This is a genomic window from Methylobacterium indicum (assembly GCF_001043895.1).
GTDB lineage: Bacteria > Pseudomonadota > Alphaproteobacteria > Rhizobiales > Beijerinckiaceae > Methylobacterium > Methylobacterium indicum.
On record NZ_JTHF01000068.1, the window covers coordinates 16,301 to 39,473 of the forward strand.

Annotated in this window: 19 protein-coding genes; 11 read left to right on the plus strand and 8 right to left on the minus strand. The window is 71.0% G+C overall.

The features are described from left to right. Nucleotides 1–91: 91 nt before the first annotated feature. The 4 genes from pufL to QR78_RS35480 all read left to right on the plus strand — a co-directional run bounded on the left by pufL (nucleotide 92) and on the right by QR78_RS35480 (nucleotide 3,465). The gene (gene pufL, locus QR78_RS08590; RefSeq protein WP_048427089.1) at nucleotides 92–916 is read left to right on the plus strand and encodes a photosynthetic reaction center subunit L; all 825 of its coding nucleotides are present in this window, start codon (nucleotides 92–94) and stop codon (nucleotides 914–916) included. Nucleotides 917–984: 68 nt separating this feature from the next. Further along, nucleotides 985–1,965 carry a photosynthetic reaction center subunit M gene (pufM, locus tag QR78_RS08595; protein WP_048427090.1) on the plus strand — a complete coding sequence of 327 codons (981 nt, stop codon included), beginning with the start codon at nucleotides 985–987 and terminating at the stop codon, nucleotides 1,963–1,965. Further along, entirely contained in the window at nucleotides 1,962–3,008 is a 1,047-nt protein-coding gene (gene pufC / locus QR78_RS08600; RefSeq protein ID WP_048427091.1) for a photosynthetic reaction center cytochrome PufC, read from the plus strand. Before pufM ends, pufC begins: the two co-directional genes overlap by 4 nt. Before the next feature lie 280 nt (nucleotides 3,009–3,288). Further along, the gene (locus QR78_RS35480; protein WP_165602002.1) at nucleotides 3,289–3,465 is read left to right on the plus strand and encodes a hypothetical protein; all 177 of its coding nucleotides are present in this window, start codon (nucleotides 3,289–3,291) and stop codon (nucleotides 3,463–3,465) included. A 677-nt stretch (nucleotides 3,466–4,142) separates the two neighbouring features. On the opposite strand, the gene QR78_RS08605 is transcribed toward QR78_RS35480, so the two are convergent. The 8 genes from QR78_RS08605 to QR78_RS08645 all read right to left on the minus strand — a co-directional run bounded on the left by QR78_RS08605 (nucleotide 4,143) and on the right by QR78_RS08645 (nucleotide 12,582). Beyond that, nucleotides 4,143–5,702, minus strand: coding sequence for a c-type cytochrome (locus QR78_RS08605; RefSeq protein WP_048427092.1), 1,560 nt, complete (start codon nucleotides 5,700–5,702; stop codon nucleotides 4,143–4,145). Between the two features lie 17 nt (nucleotides 5,703–5,719). Next, nucleotides 5,720–5,983: a hypothetical protein gene (locus QR78_RS08610; RefSeq protein ID WP_048427093.1), complete on the minus strand. Its 264-nt coding sequence runs from the start codon at nucleotides 5,981–5,983 to the stop codon at nucleotides 5,720–5,722. Between the two features lie 247 nt (nucleotides 5,984–6,230). Continuing rightward, nucleotides 6,231–6,707: a TspO/MBR family protein gene (locus QR78_RS08620; RefSeq protein WP_082171709.1), complete on the minus strand. Its 477-nt coding sequence runs from the start codon at nucleotides 6,705–6,707 to the stop codon at nucleotides 6,231–6,233. Continuing rightward, a complete protein-coding gene (locus tag QR78_RS08625) occupies nucleotides 6,704–7,882 on the minus strand; it encodes a geranylgeranyl diphosphate reductase (protein WP_048427095.1) in 1,179 nt (392 codons plus the stop codon). The genes QR78_RS08620 and QR78_RS08625 overlap by 4 nt, the downstream gene beginning before the upstream one ends. A gap of 48 nt (nucleotides 7,883–7,930) precedes the next feature. Next, a complete protein-coding gene (locus QR78_RS08630) occupies nucleotides 7,931–9,265 on the minus strand; it encodes a BCD family MFS transporter (protein ID WP_048427096.1) in 1,335 nt (444 codons plus the stop codon). Beyond that, a complete protein-coding gene (gene chlG / locus QR78_RS08635) occupies nucleotides 9,262–10,164 on the minus strand; it encodes a chlorophyll synthase ChlG (protein ID WP_048427136.1) in 903 nt (300 codons plus the stop codon). The genes QR78_RS08630 and chlG overlap by 4 nt, the downstream gene beginning before the upstream one ends. A gap of 112 nt (nucleotides 10,165–10,276) precedes the next feature. After that, nucleotides 10,277–11,701: a transcriptional regulator PpsR gene (ppsR, locus tag QR78_RS08640; protein ID WP_048427097.1), complete on the minus strand. Its 1,425-nt coding sequence runs from the start codon at nucleotides 11,699–11,701 to the stop codon at nucleotides 10,277–10,279. Between the two features lie 80 nt (nucleotides 11,702–11,781). Beyond that, on the minus strand, nucleotides 11,782–12,582 hold the full coding sequence (locus QR78_RS08645) for a cobalamin B12-binding domain-containing protein (RefSeq protein ID WP_089504153.1): 801 nt from the start codon (nucleotides 12,580–12,582) through the stop codon (nucleotides 11,782–11,784). 355 nt (nucleotides 12,583–12,937) lie between these two features. Here QR78_RS08645 and bchF point away from each other — a divergent pair, with 355 nt between their 5' ends. The 7 genes from bchF (at nucleotide 12,938) to QR78_RS08680 (ending at nucleotide 23,173) form a co-directional block, all read left to right on the plus strand. Continuing rightward, on the plus strand, nucleotides 12,938–13,429 hold the full coding sequence (gene bchF / locus QR78_RS08650; RefSeq protein ID WP_048427098.1) for a 2-vinyl bacteriochlorophyllide hydratase: 492 nt from the start codon (nucleotides 12,938–12,940) through the stop codon (nucleotides 13,427–13,429). After that, a complete protein-coding gene (locus tag QR78_RS08655; RefSeq protein WP_048427099.1) occupies nucleotides 13,426–14,700 on the plus strand; it encodes a ferredoxin:protochlorophyllide reductase (ATP-dependent) subunit N in 1,275 nt (424 codons plus the stop codon). The genes bchF and QR78_RS08655 overlap by 4 nt, the downstream gene beginning before the upstream one ends. A 4-nt stretch (nucleotides 14,701–14,704) precedes the next feature. Beyond that, on the plus strand, nucleotides 14,705–16,240 hold the full coding sequence (gene bchB / locus QR78_RS08660; protein WP_048427100.1) for a ferredoxin:protochlorophyllide reductase (ATP-dependent) subunit B: 1,536 nt from the start codon (nucleotides 14,705–14,707) through the stop codon (nucleotides 16,238–16,240). Further along, nucleotides 16,215–19,922, plus strand: coding sequence for a magnesium chelatase subunit H (locus QR78_RS08665; protein ID WP_048427101.1), 3,708 nt, complete (start codon nucleotides 16,215–16,217; stop codon nucleotides 19,920–19,922). The genes bchB and QR78_RS08665 overlap by 26 nt, the downstream gene beginning before the upstream one ends. After that, complete coding sequence (gene bchL, locus QR78_RS08670; protein ID WP_048427102.1) at nucleotides 19,919–20,812, plus strand: ferredoxin:protochlorophyllide reductase (ATP-dependent) iron-sulfur ATP-binding protein; 894 nt, start codon at nucleotides 19,919–19,921, stop codon at nucleotides 20,810–20,812. Before QR78_RS08665 ends, bchL begins: the two co-directional genes overlap by 4 nt. 256 nt (nucleotides 20,813–21,068) lie before the next feature. Then, on the plus strand, nucleotides 21,069–21,770 hold the full coding sequence (gene bchM / locus QR78_RS08675; RefSeq protein WP_048427103.1) for a magnesium protoporphyrin IX methyltransferase: 702 nt from the start codon (nucleotides 21,069–21,071) through the stop codon (nucleotides 21,768–21,770). Continuing rightward, a complete protein-coding gene (locus QR78_RS08680) occupies nucleotides 21,767–23,173 on the plus strand; it encodes a BCD family MFS transporter (RefSeq protein ID WP_048427104.1) in 1,407 nt (468 codons plus the stop codon). Before bchM ends, QR78_RS08680 begins: the two co-directional genes overlap by 4 nt.

The following is a 23,173-nucleotide window of genomic DNA, read 5'->3' on the forward strand; positions in this document are numbered from 1 at the left end:
GGTGCTCCCTGGAGCGCCTCCGCACCGCGGACGGGCCGTCACGGCCCCGCCCGCGGCCACCACGCTCTTTGCGGACGGGGAGGGCCGCGCCATGGCCATGCTGAACTTCGAGCGCAAATACCGGGTCCGCGGCGGCACTCTGCTCGGCGGCGACCTGTTCGATTTCTGGGTCGGGCCGTTCTATGTCGGCTTCTTCGGGGTGACGGGCCTGTTCTTCACCCTGCTCGGCACCGGCCTGATCGTCTGGGGCGCGGCGCTCGGGCCGACCTGGAACGTCTGGCAGATCAACATCGCGCCGCCCGACCTCAAATACGGCCTGGCGCTGGCCCCCTTACGCGAGGGCGGCCTGTGGCAGATCATCACCTTCTGCGCCGTCGGATCCTTCGGGTCCTGGGCGCTGCGCGAGGTCGAGATCTGCCGCAAGCTCGGCATCGGCTACCACGTGCCCTTCGCCTTCTCGGTGGCGATCTTCGCCTACGTCACCCTGGTGGTGGTCCGGCCCGTGCTGATGGGGGCCTGGGGCCACGGCTTCCCGTACGGGATCCTGAGCCATCTCGATTGGGTGTCGAACGTCGGCTACCAGTATCTCCACTTCCACTACAACCCGGCGCACATGCTCGCCGTGACGTTCTTCTTCACGACGACCTTCGCCCTGTCGCTGCACGGCTCCTTGATCCTGTCCTCGACCAATCCGCCGAAGGGCGAGGTGGTCAAGACCCCCGAGCACGAGGACACCTTCTTCCGCGACACGATCGGCTACTCGATCGGCACGATCGGCATCCACCGGCTCGGCCTGTTCCTCGCCCTTTCGGCCGGGTTCTGGAGCGCGGTCTGCATCGTCATCAGCGGTCCGTTCTGGACCCGCGGCTGGCCGGAATGGTGGGGCTGGTGGCTGAGCCTGCCGATCTGGCGCTGAGTTCCGATTGGCGCCGAGTTCCATTCTTGCCGCGTTCGCCCCACACCCTTCAGAAGGCATCCGCCGCCATGGGGTATTACCAGAACATCTACACGCAGATCCAAGTCCATCCGCTCCACCCGGAGGCCGGCGTCGAGATCCCGGAGATCGAGAACCGCGTCGGCAAGGGCGGCTTCAACTATCTCGCCGGCCTCGTCGGCAACGCCCAGATCGGCCCGATCTACCTCGGCACCCTCGGCACCCTGTCGTTGGCCTGCGGGTTCGTCGCCTTCGAGATCATCGGGCTCAACATGTGGGCCTCGGTGAACTGGGACCCGGTCCAGTTCGTCCGCCAGCTGCCCTGGCTCGCCCTCGAGCCGCCCCGCCCCGAATACGGGCTCAAGATCCTGCCGCCGCTGGCCGAGGGCGGGTGGTGGCTGATGGCCGGCTTCTTCCTCACCGCCTCGATCCTGCTGTGGTGGGTCCGGCTCTTTCGCCGCGCCCGGGCGCTGGGCCTCGGCTACCACGTGCCCTGGGCCTTCGCCTCGGCGATCTGGCTCTACCTGGTGCTCGGCTTCATCCGGCCGATCCTGATGGGGAGCTGGAGCGAGGCGGTGCCGTTCGGGATCTTCCCGCACCTCGACTGGACCGCCGCGTTCTCGCTGCGCTACGGCAACCTGTTCTACAACCCGTTCCACATGCTCTCGATCGTCTTCCTGTACGGGTCGACGATGCTGTTTGCCATGCACGGCGCCACCATCCTGGCCGTGAGCCGCTACGGCGGCGAGCGGGAGATCGAGCAGATCGTCGATCGCGGCACCGCGACCGAGCGCGCCGCCCTGTTCTGGCGCTGGACCATGGGCTTTAACGCCACGATGGAATCGGTCCATCGCTGGCTGTGGTGGTTCGCGTTCCTCACCACGCTGACCGGCGGCATCGGCATCCTCCTCACCGGCACGGTGGTCGACAACTGGTACCTCTGGGCGGTGAAGCACGGCGTCGCGCCGCATTACCCGCAGATCTACGGCCCGGTGGTGGATCCGCTCGCGAATCCGGGAGGCACGCCATGAAGCTCGCGCTCCAAATCCTCGGCGTCGTGGTGGCGGTGCTGCTCACCGGCGCGATGTTCGGGACCGCGGGCTGGACCCGGCCCCCGGTCCGTTCCGAGCAGACGGGTTTTCGCGGCACCGGCATGGTGCAGGTGCAGAACCCCCGTACCCTGGCGGTCAAGCTCGAGGAGAACGCCGCGCCGGCGCCCCAGGACCCGGTCCCGCCCGGCGGCGAACCGGCGACGCAGACCTACCAGAACGTCAAGGTGCTGACCGACCTCTCGACCGACCAGTTCAACCGCGTGATGGCCTCGATCACCGAGTGGGTCGCCCCCGAGCAGGGCTGCGCCTATTGCCACAACGTCGAGAACATGGCCGACGACAGCGTCTATGCGAAGACCGTGGCGCGCTCGATGCTCCGCATGGTCCGCCACATCAACGCGGACTGGAAGAACCACGTCGGCGAGACCGGCGTGACCTGCTACACCTGCCACCGCGGCAATCCGGTGCCGCAGGCGGTCTGGCACGACAATCCCGGGCCGCCCCACGCGCAGGGCTTCGCCGCCCGCGCCAACGGCCAGAACCACCCGGCCCCGGAGGCCGGCCTGACCTCCCTCAACGTCGATCCGTTCCAGGGCCTGCTCGATGACAAGGACATCGACCAGAACGCCATCCGGGTCGCGGCCCGCACGGCGCTGCCCACCAGCCCGTCGAAGCCGATCCAGACCACGGAGAAGACCTACGCCCTGATGATCCACATGGCGGAGGGCTTGGGCGTCAACTGCACCTACTGCCACAACACCCGTGCCTTCTTCTCCTGGGACGAGAGCACTCCGAAGCGCGTCACCGCCTGGCACGGCATCCGGATGGTGCGCGACATCAACGGCAACTACATCACGCCGCTGACGCCGGTGCTGCCGGAGGCGCGCCTCGGGCCCGAGGGCGATCCGCCCAAGGCCAACTGCACCACCTGCCACCAGGGCTTGGCGAAGCCCCTCAACGGCGCCCAGATGCTGAAGGACTATCCCGAGCTCGCCGGAGGACCGATGCCGAAGGCCCCGTGAGGCCGCACCCCTCCGGCCACCTGAGACAGGCCCCGGTTCCGACAGGAGCCGGGGCCTTCTCGGATACGGTGATCATCAATGTCGGGAAATCGATTGCCGACGATCGAAATGTATTGGATGTGCCGTTGTTGCTGATCTTCCTTCCCGTCATCTCATGACGATTTGCCGCAGTGGCGGATTGGAGAGGTCGAAGAGTTGGATTGAAGCGTGCGACGGCATTCCGCCACCCGTGCGCCCATCAACCGACCGCCCTGCGGGGCGCCACGAGGAGGCAACGGCCATGGGCGATTCCGGCCTGATCTACATGCTCGCCTTCACGACCTTCGCGCTCGTCATCCTGTTCCTGATCTGGCAGCGCATGCGCGTCCAGCGCGCCAAGGAGACCGGCGAGCGCTCGACCTTCACCGACCATCATGGCGGCGCGCCGCGGCCGCATCAGGGGGTGGACCCGCGGTGAGGCGAGGCATCCGAGGATCGAAATGCCCGGGGTCGCAAGGCGCGTCGTGCATGTAGCGCTCCCCCGCGAACCACAGGGCTGTCTGGACACACTTTCGAGATAAAAAGAGCGCGGGTTTCTCGGCTCCCCGCGGCTGGGGAGCGGAGAAACCCGCGCTTTTCCTTTCTTCCGGACAGTCACGCGCAGATTGGGGAGCGTTCTCTTGCAAGCGATCAAGCCTGTTTGACCAGATCGACAGTCTTCATACCCTGCTTGTCACTTCGGTGCCGCGCAGCCGAACCCGGAATCCGGAGCCGCGGCTGGTTCAGAACTAAGCGACCTCGCTCCGCTTCATCCGCCACCACCCGAGTATCCGGATCCCGGGCTCCGCGATGCGGTCCCTGAATGACAAGCAGGGCATCAAATCTGTCGCGTGTGACCGGGCCTGACCTCAGAGCCTGTTTGATTGGCACAAGCACTCAATCCCACGTGCGACCTCATCCTGAGGTGACAGTCCATCGAAGATGGACTGGCCTCGAAGGAGGGCTCCAGGGATTGCGAGACTTCCGGAGTTCTCCTTCGAGGCTCCTTTCAGTCGCACCTCAGGATGAGGTCGCGGGTTGGAAAAAATTTCCTCGTAATTTTTTCGTCGCACGTCAAACAGGCTCTCAGAGACAGGTCATGAGCGAATTCGCCGACTATTTCTCCGCCCGGTTCGGCGTCTTGATCTGTCCGTAGACCACGCCGGCAAAGCTGCCGATCGTCGTCGGCCAGTCGAGCCCGGTGGCCTTGTGGTCGGCCACCTGGCAGAAGGTGGCGGTCAGCCCGTTGACGAGGTCGGCCGAGCTCGCCTGCGGGGCGGCCTGGCGCACGGCCGGCAGCAGCGTGGCGATGCGGGGCAGCATCTGCTCGGCCTTCAGGTCCTTGAGCTGGCCGGCTGCGTCGGCGGTCTTCAGGGCCGCGGCGAGCGTCGGATCCGAGACGGTCTCGCAGGGCGCGTTGCCGGCCAGCATCGTCTGGGTGTCGGTGCGAAGGCTCGCGACCTGGCCGGGCTCGGCGGTCGGCGGGGCCTGGTTGCCGAAGGTCTGGCGGACGTAGTTCGTCACCGCCGCCACCTCGGCGTCGGTCATGCCGACGCCGACCGCCGGCATCGCCGCATACTCGCCCTTGGCGTCGAGGCCGCCGAGGATCACCCGGATCATCGTCTCCGGGCCCTTGGCGAGCACCGCGCCGTTGCCGGCGAGCGCGGGGATCGCCCCCGGCATGCCCTGGCCGTCCGGCCGGTGGCAGGCGACGCAGCGGTTGAGGTAGGTGTCGGCGCCCGGCGCCGCCGAGGCCGACTTGAAGTCCGACTTCACGTCGGTCGTATAGGTGGGTTTGGGCGCCAGGGTCTTGAGGTAGACCGCGATGGCGCGCACGTCGTCGTCGGTCATCTTGCTCAGGCTCTCCTCGACGACCTGCCGCATCGGTCCGGCGACCACGCCGGCGCGGCCGGGCGCGGCGCCCGTCTTGAGGTAGGTGAAGAGCTGGTCCTCGCTCCACTTGCCCAGCCCTTCCTTGTCGTCGCCCGACAGGTTGGGCGCGTACCAGCCGTCGATCGTGCCGCCCTCGAGATAGCCGCTCCACTGCGAGGCGCCGACGAGCTTGCTGCCGTTGTGGCATGCACCGCAATGGCCCGGCCCCTCGACCAGGTAGGCGCCGCGATTGACCTGCTCGCTCGCCTTCGGGTCCGGCTTGAAGCGGCCCTCGGTGAAGAAGGCGAGGCGCCAGGCGAGCAGCCCCTCGCGGATGCTGAACGGGAAGGCGATGTCGGCCGGTTTGCGGGGCGCGTTCACCGGCTCGAGGGAGAACAGGTAGGCCTTGATCGCCCGCACGTCCTCGTCGGTCAGCCGCGTGTACCAGGGGAAGGGAAAGGCCGGGTAGAGGTAGCTGCCGCTCTTGGTGATGCCCTCGTGCATGGCGCGCTTGAAGTCGTCGTCGCTCCAGCTGCCGATGCCGGTTTCCTTGTCGGGGGTGATGTTCGGGGTGGCGAGCTTGCCGATGCCGCCCGGGAAGTTGATGTAGAGGCCGCCCGCGAAGGGCTTGCCCCCCGGCGCCGTGTGGCACGCCACGCAATCGCCGGCGGTGGCGAGGTAGCGGCCCTTGTCGACGAGGTCGGAGGGGGCCGGCTGCGCCAGGGCCGCGCCGGCCGCGAGGCCGACGGCGCTGGATCCGACGAGGGCGATGAGCAGGCGGCGGGTGACGGGCTGGCGGCGCATCGGGGCTTCCTCCGGGGTTATGGGGCGGCGGAGCGCAACCGCAGCCAGAGATCGGCGACATGGGCGGCGCCCGCCCCCGCGAGGGCGGCGGCGAGCCAGAATCCGGGTGCCCCGGCGAGGACGAGGCGCAGGGCGAGCATCAGGCAGGCCCCGGAGGCGAGGTTGATCAGGAGGGCGGTCCGTCCCGGTCCGCGCCGCCACAGGGCGAGGTATCCGGCCTCCGCGGCGACGATCACCAGCGCGACATCGACGATGTGACCGGTGGTCAGGAGGTCAGGCACGCATCAATCCTCCTGCAGGCATCGCTGATGCGCAGTCGATCGGGGAGGTAACGTAGGAAACGGTCGGGTCCAGCCCTGCAAACTCGAAAAGCATGGTGCGTGTTCACTGGAAGCCCGTCGCGGTTCACGATGTCGCATGCACTTCGTTCCGGTCCCGTGCGATCCGATTTTTCGCGAGCGAAGTCGTGCGCCGGATCGGGGACATGCAAGGCACCCCCGCCCGTGTGTCAATGCTTGGGACCGCGAGTCAGAACGGCCCGTTCAGCCGCACGATCGACCGGTTGAGCATGGCCGCGATGCCGACCCAGACGAGGTAGGGCAGGAGCAGCAGCGCCCCGAGGCCGGAATGCCGCCCGACGACCAGGATCAGCGCCACCACCGACAGCCACAGAGCCGCAACCTCGACGAGCGCCCAGTCCGGCCGGCGCATGCGGAAGAACACCCCGCTCCAGGCGATGTTGAGGAGGCCGTTGATCCCGAAGGCGACGACGAGCCAGGCCCGCTCGCGCCCCTCCGGGGCGGCGTTCCAGGCCAGGACCCCGGCGATGGCGGTCAGCGTGAAGATGGTGGTCCAGACCGGGCCGAACGCCCAGTCGGGCGGCTTCCAGGACGGCACCCGCAGGCTGCGGTACCAGGGGCCGAGCGCCGTCAGCCACGCGCCCGCCGCCGCGACGACGATGGCCGCGAGCGCCGCGACGACGATCGGGGTCCAGCCCCCGCTCACGGCGACACCCAGCGGAAGAGATGCGCGAGGTCCTTGAAGAAGATCCGGGCATGGGCTGCGGGTTTCGCCCGCACCAGTTCCTTGTTCATGTAGGCGTCCCAGGTCAGCGACTGCACGTCGGGATCGCGGCAGATGCTGACGAAGCGCTCGCGTAACGCATCGTTGCGGTACCAGACCGATTGCATCAGCCGCAGGATCCAGAACACCCGACCATGCGCCTTGAGGAAGCGCTTCCGCGCCTGGGCCAAGGCGCGCGGGTTGCCGGTGGCCAGGAAATCGTGCGCGGCCTCCGCCGCGAGGCGCCCGCCGAACATCGCGTAGTAGATGCCCTCGCCCGAGGCCGGAGCGACGAGGCCGGCGGCATCCCCCGTCAGCAGCACGTCGCGGCCGTTGTCGAACCGTGCGAGGGGCTTCAGCGGCAGCGGCGCACCCTCGCGCCGGATCGTCTCGCCGCGATCGAGCCCGGTCGCCGCGCGCAGGCGCCCGACGGCGCCCCGCAATGAGAACCCCTTGCGGGCGCTGCCGGTGCCGATGCTCAGCGTGTCGCCGTGCGGGAAGATCCAGGCGTAGAAATCCGGCGAGAGGACGCCCTGGTAGTAGACATCGCACCGCGCGCCCTCGACGGCGCCGTCCGGCGGCGTGCGGACGATCTCGTGATAGGCGAAGACCTGCCGCATCCGGGCATGGGCGGGGATCTCCTGGCGCCCGACCGCCGAGTTGGCGCCGTCGGCCCCGATGACGAGGCGGGTGCGCAACGACGCCTCCGTGCCGCCCGCGTCGCGGTAATGCAGCGTGACCGGTCCGTCGCCGTCACGGGCGAGGCGCAGATAGGTGCCGGTCACCCGCTCGGCCCCGGCGAGCGCCGCGCGGGCGCGGAGCCACTCGTCGAAGGGCCCGCGATCGACCATGCCGACGAAGCCCTCGCCGACGGGCATGTCCACGGCACGGTCCTTGGGCGAGACCATGCGGGCGGAGCGGATCTTGGCCACCAGCAGCGCGTCGGGGATCGCGAAGTCGCGGATCAGCCGCGGCGGGATCGCGCCGCCGCAGGGCTTGATGCGACCGGCCCGGTCGAGCAGCACCACCCGGCGGCCGAGCCGCGCGAGGTCCGCCGCCGCCGTGGCTCCGGCCGGCCCGCCTCCCACCACCACCGCGTCGAGGATCGTCTCGTCCATGGCCGTGCCTCCCGTCCGGGCCGCGCCCCGCAGCCGGATCGTGTCGTGTCAGACCGCGTGCCGCACCGACAGGCTCCCGAGCGGCGGCGCGCTCATGGCGGGCCGCCCGATCCGGGCGGCGAGCCCGGCCGCGACGAGGAACAGGGCCGCCTCCGTGACGAAGACCACCGCGTAGGCCAGCACCACCGTGCCGAAGGCGAGGCGGGCGAGATCGACGCCCGCCGCGCCCAGGAAGCCGCCGAGCCCGAAGGCGATGCCCTGCGCCGCGCCCCACACCCCCATGCGGGTGCCGTGGCGGCTCTCGCCGTCCGGGGCGCCGCCATGGCCGGCGAGCGCCATCATCGAGCCGATCGCCGCCACCGCGAACATGCCGTTGAACAGGCCGAGCCCGGCGATGCAGGCCCGCAGCGGCGCGCCCGGCCCGGCAAAGCCGCAGGCCGCGATGGCGACGAGGGCGGCCGCCGAACCGAGACAGCCGGCGATGGTCCAAAGCCGCAGCGAGGCCAGTCTCCCGCGCCCGTTGGCGGTGACGAGCGCCACCAGGACCATGCCGGCAAGCACGCCGCCGTTCTGCAGGCCCGAGAGCTTGGTGGTCGCCCCCGGCGAGAGCGCGAAGACGAGGCCGGCGAAGGGTTCGAGAATCAGCTCCTGGGCGCTGTAGGCGAGCATCGCCAGGAACACGAACACCGTGAAGCGACGCGCCTCCGGCTCGGCCCAGACTTCCGCCAGCACCTTCGCGAAGGGCCGCGCCGGCCCGGGCCTCTCCGGGGCCCGGGCGCGGGGCGGCTCGACGCCCCACAGGGCGAGGAGCGCGACCAGGAAGGCGATCAGCGACACGCCGCCCGAGACCGCGACGAGGCGCTCGCCCGAGAACGGGTCGAGCAGGTGCCCGGCGGTCGGCGCGGTGACGACGAAGCCGGCGATCATCATGATCCAGACGATCGTCGCGGCCGCGCCGCGGCGATGGGGCGCGACGCCGGTCGAGAGCAGGACCAGGAGCGAGGTGCCGGCCGCCCCGACCCCGATGCCGACGGCGAGGAAGGACAGGACGAGGAGGGAGAAGCCGATCGCCGGCTGCCCGGAGAGGAGGGCGGTGCCGAGCGCCGCCCCGGTCCCGCCGAGGGCGAGGAGGGCCATGCCGCCGACGATCCAGGGCGTGCGGCGCCGGCCGAGATCCGAGCCGTAGCCCCAGCGCGGGCGCAGCGCCTGCACGGCGTAGTGCAGAGCCACCAACCCGCCGGGCAGGGCGGCGGGGAGCGCCAGTTCCACCACCATCACCCGGTTGAGGGTGGAGGTGATCAGCACCACGATGGCGCCCAAAGCGGTCTGGACGAGGCCGAGACGGACGATGGTGCCCCAGCCGAAACCCTGCGGCGTGATCATGCGAGGCCCCCGCGCAGGGCGAGCGCCGCGGTCAGCATGCCGAGCACCGACAGGAGCGTGCCGGTGCCGTTGTACCAGGCGGCCCAGCGGTGCGGATCGGACAGGAAGCGGCGCATCAGACAACCCTGGCCGACGAGCAGCCCGGCGACGAGGGCGGCGTGCCACGGCATCCCCCAGGCCGCCAGGGCGGCCACGACCACGACCTGCGGGGCCGCCATGACGAGGCAGGCGAGGCGGGCGGCGGGGCCGGCGCCGAGCTGGACCGGGAGCGAGCGGATGCCGGTTCGCCGGTCGCCGTCCATCGACTTGAAGTCGTTGAGGGTCATGATGCCGTGAGCGCCCAGGCTGTAGAGCGCGGCGACGAGCACGATCCGCCCGTCCGGCAGGGCGCCCGCCATCACGGCGGCGCCGGTGAACCAGGGCAGGCCCTCGTAGCAGAGGCCGCAGGCGGCGTTGCCCCACCAGCCGTTGCGCTTCAGGCGCAGCGGCGGCGCGCTGTAGGCCCAGGCGAGCGCCAGGCCGAACACGCCCGCGCCGAGCACCCAGGGCCCGAGCAGGGCCGCGACCGCGAGCGACAGCAGCGTCCAGGCCAGCGCGACGAAGAGCCCCCAGCGGCCGGGCATGCGGCCCGAGGGGATCGGCCGGTCCGGCTCGTTGATGGCGTCGACGTGGCGGTCGAACCAGTCGTTCGCCGCCTGGCTGGTGGCGCAGACGAGGGGGCCGGCGAGCAGAATGCCGGCCGCCACGACCGGCCAGCGGCCCTGGACCGGGACGCCGGCAGAGACCACCCCGCAGGCGAAGGCCCACATCGGGGCGAACCAGGTGATCGGCTTGAGCAGTTCGAGGAGCACGCCCGGCTCCGGCACCGCCGATGGCTTTGCCAGGAGCGGCGGCTTCATCAGGGGCTTGAGCAGGGGCTCGGTGGTCATGCCGGGAGGGTGGAACCGCCCCACCCGAGTGTCAAGCAAACTTTACACTCGGGGCGATGTCGTCACGGAACCGTGTGGTGTGTCAGGCCTCGCCGTCCTCCGGATCCTCGGAGCCGTCGAGGTCGCCGAGGCCGTAGCGGCGCATCTTGGCATAGAATCCCTGCCGGCTCAGGCCCAGCATCTCGGCGGCCGAGGCGCGGTTGTCGTGGGTGATGCGCAACGCCGCCTCGATGCACAGCCGCTCGATCATATCGGTCGTCTCGCGCACCAGCGCCTTCATCGAGACGCGGCCGACGAGTTCGGTCATGTGCTCGACCGAGCGCGGCAGCTCGCGCGTGCCCGGCAGGCCGCTCGGCACGGCGGCGGCGACGCGCCGGGGCAGGCTGCGCAGGGTGAACCCGAAGCAGGGCCGGTCGCCGCCCGGTACCGAGACCGCCGCGACCTCGACCTCGTCCACCGCCCCGAACTCGCCCCGCACCACGGTGGCGAAGTGGCGCACCGCGCCGTGCTCGGTCAGCGTGCCGAAGAGCGCCGCGATCTCGGTGCCCTCGCGCCCGAGCCAGCGGTCGAGCGGTTCGCCCTTGGCCTGATGCTCGGTGGCGAGCTGGGCGAGGTCGAGGAAGGCGGCGTTGACCCCGACGATGCGCCGGTCGCGGTCGGTGACGACGAAGCCCTCGGGCATCGCCTCGATCACGTCGAGCGCGCCCGAGCGCGGGGCCGCCGGGGCCTCGGCCGGCACGAGGGGGCTCAGGCGGACGAGGACGCTCGTTCCCGCCTCCTCGCGAAAGAGCGTGGCGGAGATCCGTGCCTCGCCGCGCCGCTGGGCGAGGCGGGCGGCGAGGTCCTCGGCCTGGCCGGTGAGGCGCAGGCCGACGAGCAGCGCCTGGACGGCGCGGGCGCTCTCGGGCTCAAACAGGTCGACGAGGTCGCGCCCGACGACGCGCTTGACCGCCCGGCCAAGGAGGCGGGCGGCGGCAGGATTGATCTCGGCGATGCGGCGGGTGGCGGCGTCGACGATCAGGATCGGCTCGCCGGCGAGCTGAAAAAGCACCCGGTAGCGGGTCTCGGCGCCGCGCAGGCGGGCATAGTCGCGCTCGAGCGCCTGCTGCGAATCGGTCAGGCGCTGCTGCAGGGCCGAGAGCGCCCGGAGGTCGCGCCCGATCACGATGATGCGGTCGTCATCGGGCACCCGCAGGGCCGCGTAGCGGATCGGCACGTCGGCGCCGCCCTGCACGGAGGGGTGGTTGACCTGGCGCCAGCGCGTGACGGCCCCGGGCTCGGCATCCTCGATCAGCCGCAGGATCTTGGGCCGGCTCTCCACCGTCACGGTGTCGATCCAGCGCCGCCCGAGCCAGGTCTCGCCGGCCTCCTCCGAGAGGCCGTCGGCCCCGAAGGCGGCGTCGCGGATCACCCCGTCGCCGTCGACCACGAGGGACACGTCGCTGGCTGCAGCGACGAGGCTGCCCGTCATCCGGGGATCGAGGCGGGAGACGGCGTCTCGAAGCACCGCGAAAGATTCCTTCGCAGCAGGGCTCACGGGTCTGTTCAAGGGTCACCAGGCTACGCCGACCGCACCGAACAGGTCTTTCAGCAGGCTCTAATCCGTAGATCAAGCAAGCCTTGCAAGATTCCGGGCGCCTGTCGCGCGTCCTCGACAGCCGCGTCGGCGCCGACGAGCCGGATCCGGTCGGGCCGGCCCGCGAAGGCGGGCCCGCCGACGATCACCCGCAGGTCGCGGTTGCGCGAGGCGCGCCGCAGCACCGGGACCGCCGCCGCCAGCCGCTCGACATGGACGTCGCAGGAGAGGGACAGGCCGAGCACGTCGAACCATTCGGCGCGCAGACGCTCCAGGGCGTCGGTGAGGCAGGGCTCGAAGCTCGCGGTGACCTCCCAGCCCGCCTCGCCGAGGAAATGGCCGGCGAGGGTCAGCCCGAACGTGTGGGTCTCCCCCGGTGCCGGGGCGAGCAGGACCCGCCGGCTCGCCGGATCGACGGGCCGCGGGTCGAGGCAGAGCGTCTCGAGGTCGTGGACGAGGCGGCGCAGCCGCGCCATCGCGGTGGTCACCTGGAGGAAATCGCAGACGTCCTCCTCCCACAGCCGGCCGATATGCCGGGCCGTGGGGGCGAGGAGCCCGGTTAGCACCTCCTCCAGGCTCATGCCGTCGTCGAGGAGGCGGCGGAGCTCCGTCAGGACGTCGCGGTCCTCGGGCAGCAGCAGCAGGGCGCCGAGCCGGTCGATGTCGTCGGCTGCACTCAGACGGGGCGGAATACGGCGCACCGGACGTTCGCCGCGATGGGCGAGCATCAGGCGCGGGATGATCTCGGCCTCGACCACCTGGGCGAGGTCATCGCGCCAGCGCAGCGTCCGATGTACTCCACCGGAGTTCATTTCGCAGGGCGGGCGCTCGTGAAACGTCCGGTCACGGCGGGCCGGCCAGTCGCCCGGCAAGGTCCCGGGCTGTGCTTGATCTCCCACCGGCACCTCCCCGATGCGCAGGAAAACCGATTATGCTCGACTTAGTGTCGGGTTTTCTACGTTGGGCGCGCCGTTGCCAGGGGGCGTCATCCGGATTCATTCCAGGATACATCTCCGGCGTGCCGCCGCAAGGCTCATTCGCAGCGACCTCTCGCGAATGTCACCGATATGAAGTGTCAACTTATGTTGACACTCCCGGGCCGGCGGTCCTAGGCTTTCCCCCATCGGCATCCGCGGCCAACGCGGGTCGGCCAGGAGGGCAGGCGCGATGGCGACGTCCACGGATCGGCCGTTTCTCTACAGCGAGGCCGAGCGCCGCCGCCGCGACGCCTCGCCCTGGACCCTGGTCCAGGGGGTGCTGGCCCCGCTGCAATTCGCGGTCTTCCTGCTGAGCCTCGCCCTGGTCTCGCGCACCCTGGCGACCGGGGAGGGCGTGGCGCTGGCCAATGCCTCGGTGGTCGCCAAGACCTTCGCCCTCTACGCCATCATGATCACCGGCTCCCTGTGGGAGAAGGCGGTGTTCGGGCGCTACCTCTTCGCCCCGGCCTTCTACTGGGAGGACGTGGTGAGCATGGGGGTGCTCGCCCTCCACACCGCCTATCTGGCCGCGCTGGCGACCGGGGCTCTCGGCACGACCGGGCTGATGTGCCTCGCGCTCTCGGCTTACGCCACCTACCTGGTCAATGCCGGCCAGTTCCTGCTCAAGCTGCGCGCCGCCCGGCTCCAGGCCCCCGCCTACGCGATGGGGGCGGCGCGATGACGGCTCTGGCGTCTCCTCTCCCCTCCGCGGTCCCCTGCGGCCCCGAGATCCGGCACGAGCGCGGCCAGCGGGCGGTGTTCTGCGGGCTGACCGGCATCGTCTGGCTGCACCGCAAGATCCAGGACGCCTTCTTCCTGGTCGTCGGCTCGCGCACCTGCGCCCACCTGATCCAGTCGGCCGCCGGCGTGATGATCTTCGCCGAGCCGCGCTTCGCCACCGCGATCATCGAGGAGCGCGACCTCGCCGGCCTCGCCGACGCGCATGAGGAACTGGATCGGGTGGTGCGCCGCCTGCTGGAGCGCCGTCCCGACATCAAGCTCCTGTTCCTCGTCGGATCCTGCCCGTCCGAGGTGATCAAGCTCGATCTCGGTCGCGCCGCCGCCCGGCTCTCGGGCACCTTCGCGCCGGACGTGCGGGTGCTGAGCTATTCCGGCAGCGGCATCGAGACGACCTTCACGCAAGGCGAGGATGCCTGCCTCGCCGCCCTGGTGCCGGATCTGCCCCACAGCAACGACGAGTCCCTGCTCGTCGTCGGCGCGCTCGCCGACGTGGTCGAGGACCAGTTTTCGCGGCTGTTCGCCGATCTCGGCATCGCCGATGTCCGCTTCCTGCCAGGGCGCCGGGCAGCGGACCGGGCACCCATCGGCCCGAAGACCCGCTACCTCCTCGCCCAGCCCTTCCTCACCGACACCGCCCGGGCGCTCGAGGATCGCGGCGCGACCCGCATCCCGGCCCCGTTCCCGCTGGGCGCCGAGGGCACGACCCTGTGGCTCGCGGCCGCCGCCCGGGCCTTCGGGATCTCGCCTGCCCGCCTCGCCGCGGTGACGGAGGCCGGCCGGACCCGGGCGGCCCGTGCGCTCCAGGCCCATCGCGCCTCCCTTTCGGGCCGGCGGGTGTTCTTCTTCCCCGATTCGCAGCTCGAAGTGCCGCTCGCCCGCTTCCTGTCGCGGGAGATGGGCGCCGAGCTGATCGAGGTCGGCACCCCCTACCTGCATCGCGGCCACCTCGCCGACGATCTGGCGCTCCTGCCCGACGGCACCCGGGTGACGGAAGGCCAGAGCCTCGACGACCAGCTCGACCGCTGCCGGGCGGCCCGGCCCGACCTCACGGTCTGCGGCCTCGGCCTCGCCAATCCGCTCGAAGCGGAGGATCTGGCCACCAAGTGGTCGATCGAGCTCCTGTTCACCCCGATCCAGGGCTACGAGCAGGCCGGCGACCTCGCCGGGCTGTTCACCCGACCGCTTGCGCGCCGCGCGCGGCTGGAGGGCTGAGGCCATGCAGCTCACGCTCTGGACCTACGAGGGCCCGCCCCATATCGGCGCCATGCGGGTCGCCACCGCGATGCGCGGCCTGCATTACGTGCTGCACGCGCCGCAGGGCGATACTTACGCCGACCTGCTCTTCACCATGATCGAGCGGCACGGCGCCCGCCCGCCGGTGACCTACACCACCTTCCAGGCCCGCGACCTCGGCTCCGACACCGCCGAGATCTTCAAGCAGGCGGCCGCCGCCGCCTACGAGCGCTTCCGGCCCCAGGCGATGATCGTCGGCGCCTCCTGCACCGCCGAACTGTTGCAGGACGATCCGGCCGGTTTGTCGAAGGCGCTCGGCCTGCCGATCCCGGTGATCCCGCTGGAACTGCCCGCCTACCAGAAGAAGGAGAACTGGGGCGCGTCGGAGACCTTCTACCGGCTCGTGCGGACCCTCGCCCCCGCCGCGCCCGCGCCTGAGCGGCCCAAGGCCAGCTGCAACATCCTCGGGCCGACCTCGCTCGGCTTTCGCCACCGCGACGACCTGCGCGAGGTGCGCGGGCTCCTCGGCGACCTCGGCATCGCCGTCAACGTGGTGGCGCCGCTCGGTGCGACGCCGGCCGATCTCGGGCGGCTGGGGCAGGCGGCCTTCAACGTCGTGCTCTATCCCGAAGTGGCCCGCAACGCGGCGCAATGGCTGGAAAAGACCCACGGCCAGCCCTTCGTCGAGACCGCGCCGATCGGCGTGACGGGCACCACCGCCTTCATCGAGGCGGTGGCGGCGTTGGCCGGCGTCGATCCCGCTCCCGTCCTCCAGGGGGAGGGCTCGCGCCTCACCTGGTACGCGCGCTCGGTCGATTCGACCTATCTCACGGGCAAGCGCGTCTTCGTCTTCGGCGACGCCACCCACGCCATCGCGGCGGCCCGCGTCGCGGCGCGGGAGATCGGTTTTTCCGTCGTCGGGCTCGGCACCTATTCGCGCGAATTCGCCCGCGAGGTCCGGGCGGAGGCGGCCCTCCACGGCATCGAGGCGCTGATCACCGACGATTACCTCGCGGTCGAGGCGGCGATCGCGGCGGCGCAGCCGGAACTGGTGCTCGGCACCCAGATGGAGCGCCACATCGCCAAAAGGCTCGGCATCCCCTGCGCGGTGATCTCGGCGCCGATGCACGTCCAGGACGTGCCGGCCCGCCACGCGCCGCAGATGGGGTTCGAGGGCGCCAACGTCCTCTTCGACACCTTCGTCCACCCGCTGATGATGGGGCTGGAGGAGCACCTGCTGGCGATGTTCCGGGACGACCCGGAATTTCACGATCGCGTCGCCCCCTCGCATCTCGGCGGAAGGCCGCGCGAGGAGGCCGAGACCGCGGTCGTCGCCGCACCGGTCACCGCCGCGACGCCGGTGGTCTGGTCGATCGAGGCCGAGCGCGAGCTGAAGAAGGTCCCGTTCTTCGTGCGGGGCAAGGCCCGCCACAACACCGAACGCTTCGCCCGCGAGCGGGCGCTCCCGCTCATCACCGTCGAGACCCTGTACGATGCCAAAGCGCATTTCAGCCGGTGACGGACCGGGCGCGCTGCCGGAGCTGCGCGTCGTCATCGTCACCCTCGACAACCACCTCGCCGGGGCGGTGGAGCGGGCGCGCCGGGTGCTGGCGACGACCGCGCCCGGCCTGATCCTCGGCTTCCACGCCGCCGCCGAGTGGGAGACCGACCCCTCGGCCCTCGAAGCCTGCCGGGCCGACATCGCGCGGGCCGACATCGTGCTCTCGGCGATGCTGTTCATGGACGAGCATGTCCGGGCGGTGCTCCCCGCGCTGCTCGCCCGCCGGCCCGAGTGCGACGCGATGGTGGGCTGCCTCTCGGCGGCCGAGGTGGTCCGCACCACCCGGATGAACCGCTTCGCCATGGACGGGTCGCAGCGCGGCGCGCTCGACTTCCTCAAGCGCCTGCGCGGCAAGTCCGGGCCGGGCGGCACGCAAGGGAACGGCGCGCGCCAGATGGCGCTGATCCGCCAGATCCCCCGCATCCTGCGCTTCATCCCGGGCTCGGCCCAGGACGTGCGGGCGTACTTCCTGACCCTGCAATACTGGCTCGCCGGCTCGGACGAGAACGTCGTCAACCTCGTGCGCTTCCTCGCCGGCCGCTACGCCGCCGGCCCGCGCGCCGCCTGGCGCCGGCACCTCACGGCCGCCGAGCCGCTCAGCTACCCCGAGACCGGCCTCTACCATCCGCGCCTGGCGGAGCGGGTGACCGAGCGCCTCGACCGGCTGCCGGCCTCCGGCAAGGCCGGACGGGTCGGCCTCCTGCTGATGCGCTCCTACGTGCTCGCCGGCAACACGGCGCATTACGACGGGGTGATCGCGGCGTTGGAGGCCCGCGGGCTCGCCGTGGTGCCGGCCTTCGCCAGCGGGCTCGACAACCGGCCGGCGGTCGAAAAGTTCTTCCTGCGCGACGGGCGGCCGGCCATCGATGCGCTGGTCTCACTCACCGGCTTCTCCCTGGTCGGCGGGCCGGCCTACAACGACGCTCACGCCGCGAGCGCCATGCTGGCGCGGCTCGACGTGCCCTACCTCGCGGCGCAAGCGGTCGAGTTCCAGACCCTGGAACAGTGGGAGGCCTCGGCCCGCGGCCTGTCGCCGGTCGAGGCGACCATGATGGTGGCGATCCCCGAACTGGACGGCGCCACCGCCCCGATGGTGTTCGGCGGCCGCGCGGCCGGTGCCGGCGACTCCCGCGACATGGCGGTGCACCCTGAGCGCGCCGCGCGCCTCGCCGACCGTATCGCGCGCCTCGTCTCCCTGCGGGCCCGCCCGCGCGCGGAGCGCAAGGTCGCCGTCGTCCTGTTCAACTTCCCGCCGAATGCCGGTGCCACCGGCACCGCCGCCTTCCTGTCGGTGTGGGAGTCGCTCCACCGCGTGCTCCAGGGGCTGAAGGCCGACGGCTATTCGGTCGAGGTGCCGGAGACCGTCGATGCCCTGCGCGCCCGGGTGCTGGAGGGCAACGCCGCCCGCTACGGTACGCAAGCCAACGTCGCCCATCGCATCACGGCGGACGATCATGTCCGGCGCGAGGCCCATCTCGCCGAGATCGAGGCGCAATGGGGCCCGGCGCCGGGCCGGCACCAGAGCGACGGCTCGTCGATCCTGGTGCTCGGGGCGCAGTTCGACAACGTCTTCGTCGGGGTGCAGCCGGCCTTCGGCTACGAGGGCGACCCGATGCGCCTGCTGTTCGAGCAGGGCTTTGCGCCGACCCACGCCTTCTCGGCCTTCTACCGCTACCTGCGCGAGGACTTCCGTGCCGACGCGGTGCTGCATTTCGGCACCCACGGGGCGCTCGAATTCATGCCCGGCAAGCAGACTGGGCTGTCTTCCGCCTGCTGGCCCGAGCGGCTGATCGGGGCGCTTCCCAACGTCTATCTCTACGCCGCCAACAACCCGTCGGAAGGCACGCTGGCCAAGCGACGGGCCGCCGCGACGCTGGTGAGCTACCTGACTCCGAGCCTCGCCCAGGCCGGGCTCTATCGCGGGCTCATCGACCTCAAGGCCTCGCTCGAGCGCCGCCGCGCCCTGCCGCCGGAGGAGGCCGCCGAGCGGGCAAAGCTCGCGGTGCTGATCCACGGCCAGGCCTGCGGCCTCGACCTCGACCTCGCGGAGGGCGACGGCTGGGGCGAGGACGCGGAACATCGCATCGCCGATCTCGCGATCCGGCTGATCGAGCTCGAACACACCCTGATCCCGCACGGGCTGCACGTGGTCGGGCAGGGGACGCCGCCGGAGGAGCGCATCGACCTGCTGCTCGCGCTCGCGGAATCCGTCCACGGCCTCGCGCCGGACCGTGCCGGGATCATGCGGCTGGTGGCCGGCGCCTCGCCCGAGGAGATGGCCGGCGCCGACGACGCGGCGCTCGCCGCCTTCCGGGCGCTCGCCGAGACCGACCGGCTGCTCGCCGAGGATCACGAGATCCCGGCCCTGCTCCGCGCCCTCGACGGCCGGTTCATCGCGCCGGTGGCCGGCGGCGACGTGCTGCGCTCGCCCGCGATCCTCCCCACCGGGCGCAACCTGCACGGCTTCGACCCCTACCGGATCCCGAGCGCCTTCGCGCTCGCCGATGGCCGGGCCCAAGTCGAGAAGCTGCTCGCCCGCCACGCATCTGACGGCGGCGCGTACCCCGAGAGCATCGCCCTGGTGCTGTGGGGCAGCGACAACCTGAAGAGCGAGGGCGCGCCGGTGGCGCAGGCCCTGGCGCTGATGGGTGCCCAGCCCCGCTTCGACGGCTATGGCCGGCTCTGCGGCGCGGTGCTGATCCCGCTCGAAGACCTTGGGCGCCCGCGCATCGACGTGGTGGCGACGCTCTCGGGCATCTTCCGCGATCTCCTGCCGCTCCAGACGAAGCTGCTGGCCGAGGCCGCTTGGCTCGCCGCCAGCGCCGACGAGCCGCAAGACATGAACTTCGTGCGCAAGCACGCGCTCGCCCATCAAGCGGCGCAGGGCATCGACCTCGAGACGGCGGCGCTCCGGGTCTTCAGCAACGCGGAAGGGGCCTACGGCGCCAACCTCAACCACCTCGTCGAGTCCGGGCGCTGGGAGGACGAGACCGAGCTGTGCGAGACCTTCTCGCGGCGCAAGAGCTTCGCCTACGGCCGCACCGGCAAGCCGGAACCGCGCCGCGCCCTGATGCAGGCGGTGCTGGCGCAGGTCGACCTCGCCTACCAGAACCTCGATTCGGTCGAGGTCGGGGTGACCAGCGTCGACCATTACTTCGACGGGCTCGGCGGCATGGCCCGCGCGGTCGCGAAGGCCCGGGGCGCCTCGGTCCCGGTCTATATCAGCGACCAGACCCGCGGTGAGGGCCGGGTGCGCTCGCTCTCCGAACAGGTGGCGCTGGAAACCCGCACCCGCATGCTCAACCCGAAATGGGTCGAGGGGATGCTGGGCCACGGCTACGAGGGCGTGCGCCAGATCGACCAGCATCTCACCAACACGGTCGGCTGGTCGGCCACCACCGATGGGGTCGCGCCCTGGATCTACCAGCGCATCACCGAAACTTATGTCCTCGACGAGGCGATGCGCGAGCGCATGGCGGCGCTCAACCCCGCCGCCTCGGCCAAGGTCGCCCATCGCCTGATCGAGGCGCATCGGCGCGGCTTCTGGACCCCCGACCCCGAGACCCGGGCCGCCCTCGACCGGGCCGAGGAGGCCTTGGAGGACCGGCTCGAAGGCATCACCGCGGAGGCTGCCGCATGAACATCGCGATCCGAAACCCCGTTCCCGCGAGGCGGGAAGAGGGGAGCCTCCAGGTCGCCCTCGATCCGGACATCCGCATCGAGACCGCCAAGGTCTTCGCCGTCTACGGCAAGGGCGGCATCGGCAAGAGCACGACCTCGTCCAATCTCTCCGTCGCCTTTTCGAAGCTCGGCAAGCGCGTCCTGCAGATCGGCTGCGATCCGAAGCACGATTCGACCTTCACGCTGACGAAGCGCCTGGCGCCCACCGTCATCGATGCTCTGGAGGCGGTGCAGTTCCACTCGGAGGAGCTGCGCGTCGAGGATTTCGTCGTCGAGGGCTATAACGGCGTGCGCTGCGTCGAGGCCGGCGGCCCGCCGGCCGGCACCGGCTGCGGCGGCTACGTCGTCGGCCAGACGGTGAAGCTCCTCAAGGAGCATCACCTGCTCGAAGACACCGACGTGGTGATCTTCGACGTTCTGGGCGACGTGGTCTGCGGCGGCTTCGCCTCGCCGCTCCAGCATGCCGACCGGGCGCTGATCGTCACCGCCAACGACTTCGACTCGATCTTCGCGATGAACCGGATCGTCGCGGCGATCCACGCGAAATCCAAGAATTACGGCGTGCGCCTCGGCGGCGTCATCGCCAACCGCTCGGCCAAGACCGACGAGATCGACCGCTTCAACGCCGCGGTGGGCCTGAAGCGCCTGGCGCATTTCCAGGATCTCGACGTGGTCCGCCGCTCGCGCCTGAAGAAGGCGACCTTGTTCGAGATGGATCCCTCGCCGGAATTGCTCGCGGTGCAGGCCGAGTACCTGCAACTCGCCGAACAGCTCTGGGCCGGCGTCGACCCGCTCCCGGCGGTGCCGATGAAGGACCGGGATTTGTTTGAATTTCTTGGCTTCGATTGAGGAGAGGCAGGATGATCCTTCATCATCTGTCCCTCGATACAGCGGCTCGCGCGCCAGACCCCTCCCCCCTCTGCGGGGGAGGGTGCCCCGCGGAGCGGGGCGGGAGAGGGGACGCCGCTTCCGGAGATGTCGCGACCGTGATGACGGGCGCCCCCTGGATCAGCGTCGCGCTGCCCCTCTCCCGGCTCGCTCCGCTCGCCACCCTCCCCCGCAGAGGGGGGAGGGTTGATGCGCGGCACAGTGGAGGCACGAACTCATGACCAGCTCCACCTACGCCACCCGCAGGGCCCAGCTCGAAACCTATTTCGACCGTACCGCCGTCGAGGCCTGGGCGCGGCTCACCTCGGACGCGCCGGTGAGCCGCATCCGCGCCACCGTGCGGGCCGGCCGCGACGCGATGCGGGCCGAACTCCTGTCCTGGCTCCCCGCCGACCTCTCCGGCCGGCGCCTGCTCGATGCCGGCTGCGGCACCGGCGCGCTCGCGCTCGAGGCGGCGCGGCGCGGCGCCGAGGTCGTGGCGATCGACGTGTCGCCGACGCTGATCGGTCTCGCCCGCGAGCGCACCGCCAGCCTCCGGCTCGAGGGCTCTCTCGATTTCCAGGTCGGCGACATGCTGGACGAGGGACTGGGGCGCTTCGACCACGTCGTGGCGATGGATTCGCTGATCCATTACCGCACCCCCGACATCGTCCGCGCCCTCTCGGCGCTCGCCCGCCGCACCGACGCCTCGGTGGTGTTCACGGTCGCCCCGCGCACGCCGCTGCTCACCGTGATGCACGCCGCCGGCCGCCTCTTTCCCCGCGGCGACCGGGCGCCGGCGATCGAGCCGGTCGGCGAGGGGGCCTTGCGCCGCCGCATCGTCGCCGATCCGGGCCTTCAGGCCTTCGCCGTCGCCCGCAGCCGGCGGATCAATTCCGGCTTCTACCTCTCCAACGCCCTCGAACTGGCACGCCGATGAGCACGGCCAGCCGCATCGCCCGGGCGCTCGCCGATCTCGGCCCCCGCTACCTGCCCTTCGCGGATGCCGCGACGAAGGAACTGCCGCTCGGCCGGCTGCTGCGCCTGTCGCTGTTCCAGGTCACGGTCGGGATGGCGGCGGTTTTGCTGATCGGCACCCTCAACCGGGTGATGATCGTCGAGCTCGACGTGCCGGCCTGGATCGTCGCCGTGATGCTGTCGCTGCCGCTGCTCGCCGCTCCGTTCCGGGCGCTGGTGGGCTTCCGCTCCGACACCCACCGCTCGGTCCTCGGCTGGAAGCGCGTCCCCTATCTGTGGTTCGGCACGCTGCTGCAATTCGGCGGTTTTGCCATCATGCCCTTCGCCCTCCTGATCCTGTCGGGGGACACGACCGGGCCGATCGTGATCGGCCAGGCCGCGGCGGCCCTCGCCTTCGTGCTCGTCGGTGCAGGGCTCCATACGACACAAACCGTGGGGCTCGCGCTCGCCACCGATCTCGCGCCGGCCCATGCCCGCCCGAAGGTGGTGGCGCTCCTCTGCGCCATGCTGCTCGCCGGCATGATGGCGAGCGCCGTGGTGTTCGGCTTGGCACTCCACAACTTCTCGGCGATCCGGCTGATCCAGGTGATACAGGGCGCGGCGCTGGCGACGCTCATCCTCAACGGCATCGCCTTGTGGAAGCAGGAGCCGCGCGACACCTCGCGCAAATCCGCGCCGGCCCGCCGCTTCGGCGAGGCCTGGGAGGCCTATACGGCGCAGCCGCAGGCCCGGCGGCGGCTCATGGCCACCGGCCTCGGCACGGCGGGGTTTAGCATGCAGGACATCCTGCTCGAACCCTATGGCGGGCAGATCCTGCACCTGCCCGTCGCGGCAACGACCGCGCTCACCGCCGTGCTCGCAATCGGCGGCGGGATCGGGCTTCTCACCGCAGCGCGCTGGCTCAACCGCGGCGGCGATCCGTTCCGGGTCGCGGCGGCCGGGGCGGTCGTGGGCATCGCGGCCTTCTCGGCGGTGGTCTTCGCCGCCCCCTTGGGTTCCGGCGGTCTGTTCGCCTGCGGCGTCGCGCTGATCGGCCTCGGCGGCGGGCTCTTCGCTCACGGCACGCTGACCGCCTCCATGGCCGGCGCTGCACCCGAGCAGACCGGGCTCGCGCTCGGCGCCTGGGGCGCCGTCCAGGCCTGCGCCGCGGGCCTGGCCATCGCGGCGAGCGGCATCCTGCGCGATGCCGGCTCGGCGCTCGCCGTCTCCGGCCGCCTCGGCGAGGCCCTGTCGGAAGCCTCCACCGGCTACCTCGTCGTCTACCACATCGAGATCGGGCTGCTCTTCGCCACCCTGGTGGCGATCGGGCCGCTGGTGCGCCGGCCCGCTCTTCGCCCGCTCTCCGCTCGTCCGGCCCTACCGTAG

Excerpts from the sequence above, each read along its gene's own strand:
- pufL (WP_048427089.1), top strand. The coding sequence starts at position 92 with ATGGCCATGCTGAACTTCGAGCGCAAATACCGGGTCCGCGGCGGCACT.
- pufM (WP_048427090.1), top strand. The coding sequence starts at position 985 with ATGGGGTATTACCAGAACATCTACACGCAGATCCAAGTCCATCCGCTC.
- pufC (WP_048427091.1), top strand. The coding sequence starts at position 1,962 with ATGAAGCTCGCGCTCCAAATCCTCGGCGTCGTGGTGGCGGTGCTGCTC.
- QR78_RS35480 (WP_165602002.1), top strand. The coding sequence starts at position 3,289 with ATGGGCGATTCCGGCCTGATCTACATGCTCGCCTTCACGACCTTCGCG.
- QR78_RS08605 (WP_048427092.1), bottom strand. The coding sequence starts at position 5,702 with ATGCGCCGCCAGCCCGTCACCCGCCGCCTGCTCATCGCCCTCGTCGGA.
- QR78_RS08625 (WP_048427095.1), bottom strand. The coding sequence starts at position 7,882 with ATGGACGAGACGATCCTCGACGCGGTGGTGGTGGGAGGCGGGCCGGCC.
- QR78_RS08630 (WP_048427096.1), bottom strand. The coding sequence starts at position 9,265 with ATGATCACGCCGCAGGGTTTCGGCTGGGGCACCATCGTCCGTCTCGGC.
- chlG (WP_048427136.1), bottom strand. The coding sequence starts at position 10,164 with ATGAAGCCGCCGCTCCTGGCAAAGCCATCGGCGGTGCCGGAGCCGGGC.
- QR78_RS08645 (WP_089504153.1), bottom strand. The coding sequence starts at position 12,582 with ATGAACTCCGGTGGAGTACATCGGACGCTGCGCTGGCGCGATGACCTC.
- bchF (WP_048427098.1), top strand. The coding sequence starts at position 12,938 with ATGGCGACGTCCACGGATCGGCCGTTTCTCTACAGCGAGGCCGAGCGC.
- QR78_RS08655 (WP_048427099.1), top strand. The coding sequence starts at position 13,426 with ATGACGGCTCTGGCGTCTCCTCTCCCCTCCGCGGTCCCCTGCGGCCCC.
- bchB (WP_048427100.1), top strand. The coding sequence starts at position 14,705 with ATGCAGCTCACGCTCTGGACCTACGAGGGCCCGCCCCATATCGGCGCC.
- QR78_RS08665 (WP_048427101.1), top strand. The coding sequence starts at position 16,215 with ATGCCAAAGCGCATTTCAGCCGGTGACGGACCGGGCGCGCTGCCGGAG.
- bchL (WP_048427102.1), top strand. The coding sequence starts at position 19,919 with ATGAACATCGCGATCCGAAACCCCGTTCCCGCGAGGCGGGAAGAGGGG.
- bchM (WP_048427103.1), top strand. The coding sequence starts at position 21,069 with ATGACCAGCTCCACCTACGCCACCCGCAGGGCCCAGCTCGAAACCTAT.
- QR78_RS08680 (WP_048427104.1), top strand. The coding sequence starts at position 21,767 with ATGAGCACGGCCAGCCGCATCGCCCGGGCGCTCGCCGATCTCGGCCCC.